7 protein-coding genes are annotated in these 8641 nt (G+C 66.7%); 5 read left to right on the top strand and 2 right to left on the bottom strand.

The features are described from left to right. Window positions 1-939 (bottom strand): glutathione synthase (gene gshB / locus ACLFRM_RS08190; protein ID WP_410755249.1); only part of this gene is annotated, 939 nt, incomplete at its 3' end. 24 nt (window positions 940-963) lie between these two features. Further along, on the bottom strand, window positions 964-2307 hold the full coding sequence (gene gshA, locus ACLFRM_RS08195; protein WP_410755250.1) for a glutamate--cysteine ligase: 1344 nt from the start codon (window positions 2305-2307) through the stop codon (window positions 964-966). Between the two features lie 198 nt (window positions 2308-2505). On the opposite strand from gshA, the gene ACLFRM_RS08200 reads away from it, so the two are divergent. The 5 genes from ACLFRM_RS08200 to ACLFRM_RS08220 form a co-directional block, all read left to right on the top strand. Continuing rightward, window positions 2506-2937 (top strand): response regulator, encoded by a 432-nt coding sequence (locus ACLFRM_RS08200; RefSeq protein ID WP_410755251.1) that lies wholly within the window; start codon window positions 2506-2508, stop codon window positions 2935-2937. A 76-nt stretch (window positions 2938-3013) separates the two neighbouring features. Beyond that, a complete protein-coding gene (locus ACLFRM_RS08205; RefSeq protein ID WP_410755252.1) occupies window positions 3014-3376 on the top strand; it encodes a response regulator in 363 nt (120 codons plus the stop codon). A gap of 4 nt (window positions 3377-3380) precedes the next feature. After that, window positions 3381-3929, top strand: a complete 549-nt coding sequence (locus ACLFRM_RS08210; protein WP_410755253.1) for a chemotaxis protein CheW — start codon at window positions 3381-3383, stop codon at window positions 3927-3929. A gap of 74 nt (window positions 3930-4003) precedes the next feature. Then, the gene (locus ACLFRM_RS08215; protein WP_410755254.1) at window positions 4004-6040 is read left to right on the top strand and encodes a methyl-accepting chemotaxis protein; all 2037 of its coding nucleotides are present in this window, start codon (window positions 4004-4006) and stop codon (window positions 6038-6040) included. A 106-nt stretch (window positions 6041-6146) separates the two neighbouring features. Next, on the top strand, window positions 6147-8641 hold a 2495-nt coding region (locus ACLFRM_RS08220; protein ID WP_410755255.1), incomplete at its 3' end, for a hypothetical protein.

An 8641-nucleotide genomic window follows, 5' to 3' on the forward strand; every position in this document is an offset into this window, starting at 1 on the left:
GGCCAGGCGACTGGCCAGGCGATCGAGCATTCGCCCGGTGACGTCCTGCCCGGTGACTGCACTGATCTCGCGGGCGCAGGTGGGGCTGGTGACGTTGATCTCGGTCAGCCAGTCGCCGATCACGTCCAGACCGACGAACCAGTAGCCCCGCTCGGCCAGCCAGGGTCCGACGGTCGCGGCGATCTCGCGGTCACGCTCGCGTAGCGGCACGACCTCGCCGCGCCCTCCGGCGGCGAGATTGGCGCGGAAGCTCTTCTCGCCCGGCACGCGCAGCAGGGCATGGTCGACCGGCTCGCCGTCGATCAGCAGCACGCGGCGGTCGCCGGTGCGGATCTCGGGCAGGTAGCGCTGCGCCATGACCAGCTCGGTCTGGTCGCGGGTCATCACCTCGAGGATCACCTGGGCGTTCTCGTCGTCCGCGTGGATCTTGAAGATCGAGCTGCCGCCCATGGCATCCAGCGGCTTGACCACGATCTCGCCCTGTTCGGCGATGAATGCCTTGAACTGGTCGATCGAGCGGCTGACCAGCGTCGGCGGGCACAGCGCGGGGAAGTGCTGGGCGAGCAGTTTCTCGTTGGCCGCCCGCACGGCGTCCGGGCGATTGGCGACCACCACGCCGGCCTGTTCGGCCAGCGACAGCAGGCCGGTGATGTAGTGGTAGTCCAGGTCGATCGGCGGGTCCTGGCGCTGCAGGATGATGTCGAAGTCCGTCAGCGCGTGGATGGCGCGCTCGCCGAGCGTGTGAAAATCCCGGTCGCGGTCGTTCACGGTGATCGGCGCGGCCTGTGCCTGCGGCGTGCCGTCGGCGAAGAACAGCCAGTCGGGCTCGATGTACCAGCAGTCCCAGTCGCGGGCCTGGGCGCTCAGGAGGAAGGCGAACGAGGTGTCCTTCCAGGGCTTGATCCGTTCGATCGGATCCATGACGACGGCGATGCGCATGGGCGGCTCCGCTTGCGGGTCGAGTCAGTCGGCGGCCGGGCCATCGAGCGGGCCGCCGATCAGGTCGCGCTGTTCGCGCGCCGCGGCCAGCAGGGCCAGGCGGGCGACCACGCCGTAGCAGTACAGCCGGTTCTGGTCGCTGTCGGGCGAGGCGTCGGGTGCCGGCGTGACGCAGGACTGGGTGAAGGGCAGCGGCACGAATTCCGCGCCGGGCGAGTTGAGGTTCTCGCTCTGGCCTTTCTTGGTGTGCACGCGATAGAAGCCGCCGACGACGTGGCGGTCGATCATGTAGAGCACCGGCTCGGCGACGTGCCCGCTCGACCCCAGCTGTTCGAAGCTGTAGATGCCTTCCTGGATCAGCACGCGGTTGATGCTGCGTCCGTCCTTGGACGCCGCCATGCGGGTGCGTTGCTTGCGGTTCAGGCCGGTCACGTCCTCGGCGGACTGGGCCATCATCACGCCCATGCCGTAGGTGCCCGCATCGGCCTTGATCACGACGAAGGGTTTTTCCTTGATCTCGAGCTCGTCGTATTTCCGCTGGATGGCGGCGAGCATCTCGCCGACCTTCTCCTGCAGGCAGTTCTCGCCCTCGCGCTTCATGAAGTCGATCTGGCCGCAGTCGAGGATCATCGGCGCGAGATGCCAGGGGTCGAGGTCGATCAGGTCGGCCAGCTCGTTGGCCAGCGCCTGGTAATGGCTGAAATGGTTGAACTTCGAGCGATGCCACCAGCCCAGTGCGGTCGGCGGCACCACGGTCTGCTCGATGTCCTCGAGGATGTCCTCGCGTCCGCCGGAGAGGTCGTTGTTGAGCACGATGGTGCAGGGCGAGAAGCCGTCCACCTCGATGCGGCGCCCCTCGCGGTGGATCGGGTGCTGGACCAGCGTGCGTCCCGAGGGCAGTTCGAAGCGCGCCGGCTCATCGAGGGCGTCCAGCGAACCGATGCGGGTCTCGAAGCCGGCCAGCTCGAACAGCTCGGCCATGGTGGCCAGCGATTCGAGGTAGAACCGGTTGCGGGTGTGGCGCTCGGGGATGATAAGCATGCCGCGCGCGTCGGGGCAGGCGTGCTCGACCGCCGACTGGATCGCCTGTACCACCAGCGGGTCGAAGCTGTGGTTGAGGTTGTTGAAGCCGGCCGGGAACAGGTTGGTGTCGACCGGGCCGAGCTTGTAGCCGGCATTGCGCAGGTCCACCGAGCTGTAAAAGGGGGCGGGCGTCTCGCGCCACTGGTCGCGGAACCAGGTCTCGATGCGGCGACGGTTCTCGATGATGTGCGATTCGATCATCAACAGCGGGCCGCAGTAGCTGGCCTCGAGTTGGGGGGTCGAGCCCTGACTGTCCAGTTGCAGGGCGGAATGATTGTTTGTCATCGACTTTTCGTCATGGTGGTCGGTTGGTTGAGGTCCGGGCCGCCGGGCGGCCGCGCAAATCGGTCGTCACAGTGTAAACGATGGGTCGGCGGTGTGTTCCGTTGCGCGGGCGGGCCTCGAGACGTTTGCCAAAGACGGATGCGTTGGTTACATTCGGCCGACGCACGGCAAGAATCGGCCAGCAGCAAGGAATACGACATGGAAGCGACAGAGAATCACGCCGGCCTCGACGGCCTGAGGGTCATGGTGGTCGATGACAGCAAGACCATCCGACGCACGGCAGACAGCATCCTCAGCAAGGCGGGCTGCGAAGTGGAAAGCGCGATCGATGGATTCGACGCCCTGGCCCGGATCGGCGCCTTCGACCCCGACGTGGTCATCATCGACATCCTCATGCCGCGTCTCGACGGATACCAGACCACGGCGCTGATCAAGAACAACGATCGCTTCGCCGATACCCCCATCATCCTGCTGTCCAGCAAGGACAGTATTTTCGACAAGGCACGCGGGCGCATTGTCGGTGCCTCCGACTACCTCACCAAGCCTTTCAACAGCGACGAGATCCTCGCTGCGGTCGAGCGCTTCGCCGAGGGGCGTCCCGTGACCGACGAAGGTGCCCTGGCGGGCTGAGAGTCGCAGGCTGCCGGGGCCGCTCTCGGGCCCGGTGCAATCGAATCGAACCGGATTTTTCTAGAGGAACAGGGTAGTGGCTCACATCGTTGTCATTGATGACTCGCCCACCGAAGTCTATGTGCTCAAGCAGATTCTCGAGCGTCACGGCCACCAGGTATCGGTGGCCAACAGCGGCGAAGAAGGGATCGATCTGGTGCGTCAGGTGCGCCCGGACGCGGTGCTCATGGACGTGGTCATGCCGGGGATGAACGGCTTCCAGGCCACCCGCACGCTCAACAAGGACGGTGCGACAAGCGACATCCCGGTGATCATCGTCACCACCAAGGACCAGCAGACGGATCGCATCTGGGGGATGCGCCAGGGTGCGAAGGAGTACCTGGTCAAGCCGGTCAAGGAGGCCGACCTGATCGACGTGCTCAAGAGCGTGCTCGGCTGACGTCATGCAGCGCACAGAGGATGTGTTCGACTACCTTGGCTGGATCAACCGGCAGGTCGACCAGCATGCCGTCGGTCTGCCCAGCAGCGAGGGCCATGTCAGGACCTGGCAGGGCATCCTGTTCGCCGTCGACGGCCGACGCATGCTGATCGACCTGGACGAGGTGAGGGCGATCGTGGCTCCGCCGCGGATGGTGACCCTCCCCGGCGCGCGCCCGTGGGTGTCCGGCCTGGCGAACCTGCGCGGCGAACTCACCGGGGTGTTCGACCTGGCGCGTTTCTGGTTCGATGTCGCCACCCCGGCTTCACGCCACAGCGTGGTCTTTCTCGCCAAGCACGCCCAGGCCTCGTCGGCCTTCCTGGTGGAGCGCTCCTACGGCATCCGCCAGGTGGCCTACGGCGACGCGCGCCCCTTGATCGACTCCGAACATCACCGAGAGCTGGCCTCCCTGCCCGGCTTTCACCAGGAGGTCAGGCTGGGCGACGAGTGGTTGCCGGTGGTCGAGTTCCGCTCGCTGCTGGAGCACGACCGGTTCCTCAATGCCGTCGCGTGACGTCGGCCCGGGCGGGCAGTGTCCGGCATAACGAAACAATGACGAAGAATTCCATTCAGGAGTAAGTGGCAACTATGAGTCTTGGCGCACGGATGGGCGGCATCAGCCGTAAGATACTAATCCTCGTGGTTCTCGCGGTTCTGGCCCTGGTCGCGACCGTGGTCGTGTTCATCCTGGCGGCCCAGCGTGAGCAGGAGTTCCTCGATCGCCGTCTGGCCGGCGCCGAGCTGGAACGTTCCTCGCAGGAGCTCACCATCGAGGTGTTGCGCGCCATCCGGGGCAACCCCGAGGCGTTCGACCGGGTGCAGTCGATCCGTGCCGAGTTCACCGACAGCCTGAACGCGCTGCAGGGCAACGATGCCGAACGTCCCCAACTGGCCGTGCCCGCCAACCGTGCCGATCTCCTCGGTCGTGTCGATAGCCAGTGGGGCAATTACAACGACTCGTTGAGCAAGGTGCTCGAGGGGCGCGAGGCGATCCTCAGCGTTGGCGAGCAGTCGGACCAGATCGAGGAGGTCCTGCCCGATCTCACCGCCGCCTCGGACGAGGTGGTCCAGACGCTGGTAGCCAACGACGCTCCCAGCCACGTGATCTACCTGGCCACCCGTCAGCTGATGTTCATCGAGCGTATCGGCACCACCCTCGACGAAATCACCGGCGGCGGCGAGCAGGCGGTCAACGCCTCCGAGCGCTTCGGTCGCGACGTGTCCCTGTTCGGCGGGGTGCTCAATGGCCTGCTCAATGGCAACCGCATGGCCCCGCGCGTCAGCGATTCCGAGGTGCGTGACGGGTTGCGTGAGGTGGGCGTCATGTTCGCCACCGTCAACCAGTTGGTGTCCGCGGTCCTCGAGCAGGCCCCGCAGCTGCTTGCCGCCAACCAGGCGGCGCGCGAGATCGACCGCATGTCGGGCGAATTCACCGGTGCCACCTCCGAGCTCGCCCGCACCCTGGCCGACGACCAGAACGAGGCGGCCCAGTTCCTGTACCTCGGCTACGCCAGCGGTGCGTTCGCCCTGCTGCTGCTCGTCTGGCTGGGCCTAACCTTGGTACAGGAGTCCCGTCGGGCGCTGAACGAGACCGAGGCGGCCAACCAGCGCAACCAGGCCGCGATCCTGCGCCTGCTCGACGAGATGATGACGCTCGCGGACGGTGACCTCACGGCTCACACCACCGTGACCGAGGACATCACCGGTGCGATCGCCGACTCGGTCAACTACACCATCGACGCCCTGCGCGACCTGGTCGGCACGATCAACGACACCTCGGTGCGCGTCGCCGAAGCGGTACGGGCCTCCCAGGACAGCTCGCGGGCGCTGGCGGACAAGTCGCGCGGTCAGGCCCAGCGCATCACCGAGATATCGGATGCCATCGCCCAGATGTCAGACGAGATCGAGCAGGTCTCGGTCAGTGCACAGGAATCGGCTCAGATCGCCGAATCCTCGGTCGATGTCGCCCACCGGGGCGGCGACGCGGTCCGTCAGACCATCAAGGGCATGAACCAGACCCGCGAGCAGATCCAGGAGACGTCCAAACGCCTCAAGCGCCTGGGTGAGTCCTCGCAGGAGATCGGCGACATCGTCGGCCTGATCACCGATATCGCCGACCAGACCAACATCCTGGCGCTCAACGCCGCCATACAGGCCGCGATGGCGGGTGAGGCCGGCCGTGGTTTCGCGGTGGTCGCCGACGAGGTCCAGCGTCTGGCCGAGCGCGTCAGTGACGCGACCCGTCAGATCGAGCTGCTGGTCAACACCATCCAGACCGACACCTCCGAGGCCATGCTCGCCATGGAACAGACCACCTCGAACGTCGTCGACGGCGCCACGCTCGCCGAGAATGCCGGCAAGGCGCTGTCCGAGATCGAGAGCGTCTCGCTCAAACTCTCCCGGCAGATCAACGACATCACCTCGGTGGCGCAGAAGGAGGCGTCGGTGGCCACCGAGCTGCGCGAGGCGGTCAACCGGATCCGTCAGGACACGCAACAGACGGCGGAGAACGCCACCCAGGCGGCCGACGAGATCGGCGAGCTGGGCTCGCTTTCTCAGGAGCTCAATCGCTCCGTTGCCGGCTTCACCATGCCCGAGCGTGACGACGCCGAGGCGGCAGGCTGACAGAGCGCCACGACAGCAGGTGTCCCGGTCGACCGGCATGAGTCGATCACCGACCGGGACACGGATATTCCAGCAGGCGGGATGCCGAAAGGCGGTGAACTGAGAGATGCGGACAGAAAGGAAAGTCGACGCGATCGTATTCGACTGGCTCCGTGAGGGGCTGGAGGAGCGGCTCGCCGAGCTCTTGAGGGCGCTGGAGCAGCTTTCCGAGGGCGAGAACGCCACCGAGCACGTCTTCGACGCCACTCAGGCGTTGCAGACCATCGATCGCGTTTTCTCCATGGTCGACATCCAGTTGGTACGCGTTCTGGTGCGCACTCAGTTGGCCGCGCTCGAGCCACTCGAGAACCTGTCCGTCGGCGAGGATGACGCTAACACGGCGGTTTCCGCGCAGATCGAATCCGCCGCGCTGCTCCAGGCCCTGCTCGACCGCATGGCCGCGGGCGCCGAGATCACGCCGGCAAGCCTCCTGCCGATGGTCAACCGCCTGCGCGGCACCCTGGATCACTCCCCGCTCGACGTGCGTGACGTGGCCGCGCGCGCCTTCCTGCTGCAGGCCGAGCATGAGCTCGGCAAGCGACCGCACCGCGACAAGGATGTGGACGAGCAGGCCGAGCTGCGCCCCCTGCTGCGACGCATGGAGCGCGAAGTCCTCGCCGTCATGCGTGACGACTGGTCGGTGCTGCCCGCGCTGCGTGAGCTGTCGATGCAGATCATTGCCCACGAACCGAGCCGCAGTGCCATCATCGCGATCCGTGTGGTCGGCGACTTGCTGCGGTTGACCGAGTCGGACCCGGAGCGGTACGCGCCGGTTCTCAAACGGGCCGTCGGTCGCGTGCTTCAGCTCTTCCGCCTCCAGCTGCAGGGGCGCAGCGAATCCGTGATCAACCACGCTGGTCTCGATCTGGGCGCCTCGGTGCTTCTGTCACTGCTCGAGCGTGTCGACGATCAGGAAATCATCTGCCGGGAACGTGCCGAGGAATGGGGCCGCCAGCTGGATGCCGCCGATCGCCCTGCCCGCTTCGTCGGTCTCGATGCCGAGGCGCTCGAGGCGGTGCGCAAGGCGCTCGAGGAGGAGTTGCTGGTCACGCAGGATGTGCTGGACCTGTTCGTGCGCGGCAAGCGTGATGACCTCGAGCCGCTGGGGCGGATCCTCGGTCGGTTCGAACAGATGAGCGGTGTGCTCGCCACACTCGGCTACACGGCGGCAGCCGAGGCCCTTGGGGCCGGTCGGGAGCGGCTACAGGCCGTTACGCGAGGGGCCGAGATCCTCGACGACGACATGCTCATGGAGCTCGCGGGCACCGTGATGCTCGTCGAGCAGGTGATCGACGGCATTCCCCGCAGCATGGCCGATGGCGATCGTGCCGAGGCCCTGCGCGACCAGACCGTCGCCAGTTCGATCGGTGCCATCGCCAGTGCCGCCTTCGAATCCCTGAGCGAGGCGCGTGAGCAAATCAACGCCGGGCTCGCCGGGCAGGGCGACGCCGGGGCCCCGGCCGCCGACCCCTTTGCCGAGGCGGCCGACAAGCTGACCGGCATCGGCGAGGTGCTCCGCCTTTCCGGCCGAGATGCGGCCACTCCGTTGGTGATGGCGCTGGCCCGCTGGAGCCGGGCGCAGTCCTTCGGCGATCCGGTCGGCGACGAACACACGCTTTCGGCACTGAGCGAGCTCTTCGCCGCGCTGGAGTTCTACCTCGAGAACCTGCGCGATTTCGGCAAGGAGATCGCGCGCTTCCTCGAGGCGCCCAAGCGCCGGATCGATGACCTGACCGCCGGCCTCGAGGATCAGGACGCGGTCACTTCGGCCACTGCCGCCACCGAGGCAGCCGAGCCCGGCCCGTCGACCGATCTCGCGGAGTCCGGGCCGGATGTCGACGCCGAACCCGTCCCCGCCGAGGCGGTCGACGAAAGCCTCGCTACCCCCGACGAGTTGATCGAGTTCTGGCAGGTCGAGCAGGAGATGGCCGGGCATGCGGTGGAGTCCACGGAGACAGGGCCCGCCCAACCCGTGGAACTGCAGACTGCCGACGAGGCGAAAGGCGAGGAGCTGGAGTCGGCGCTCGACTTCGCGCTGGACGAGGGAGAAGAGGAACAGCGCGTAGACCCGGACACGGCTGGAGCCGGCGAATTGCCCGACTTGCCGGAAGCGGATGTTGAAACGGAACCGGCCGATCGAGACGTGGTGGAGCTGGATGCCCTGAACCTGGCGGACGAGTCGACGTCCGCGGCCGCAGAGGCCGACGTCGAGGGATCGGCCCAGATGCCCGAGGAGCCGACGCCGGAAGAGCCTGATGTCGAGGTGGTGTCAGCTGAAGACAGGTCGGGCGGCAAGCCAGACACGCTCGCGTTTTCCGATGCCGATGGGGAGCGCGGCGCGAGCCTCGAGTCGGCCCTCGATTTCAGTCTGGCAGACGATCAGGACGAGCTGCGACTCGACGGGGCGAGAGACGGCGAGGACGACCTGACGGTCGACCTGCCGGACGAGACGCCGGTCGCGCCCGAGCAAAGCGGCTTGTCCGTAGCGTCCGGGGAGGGCACGCTTTCCGAGACCGAGACCGAGACCGAGACCGAGACCGAGACCGAGACCGAGACCGAGAC

This window comes from Guyparkeria sp. (assembly GCF_046540515.1).
Lineage (GTDB): Bacteria > Pseudomonadota > Gammaproteobacteria > Halothiobacillales > Halothiobacillaceae > Guyparkeria.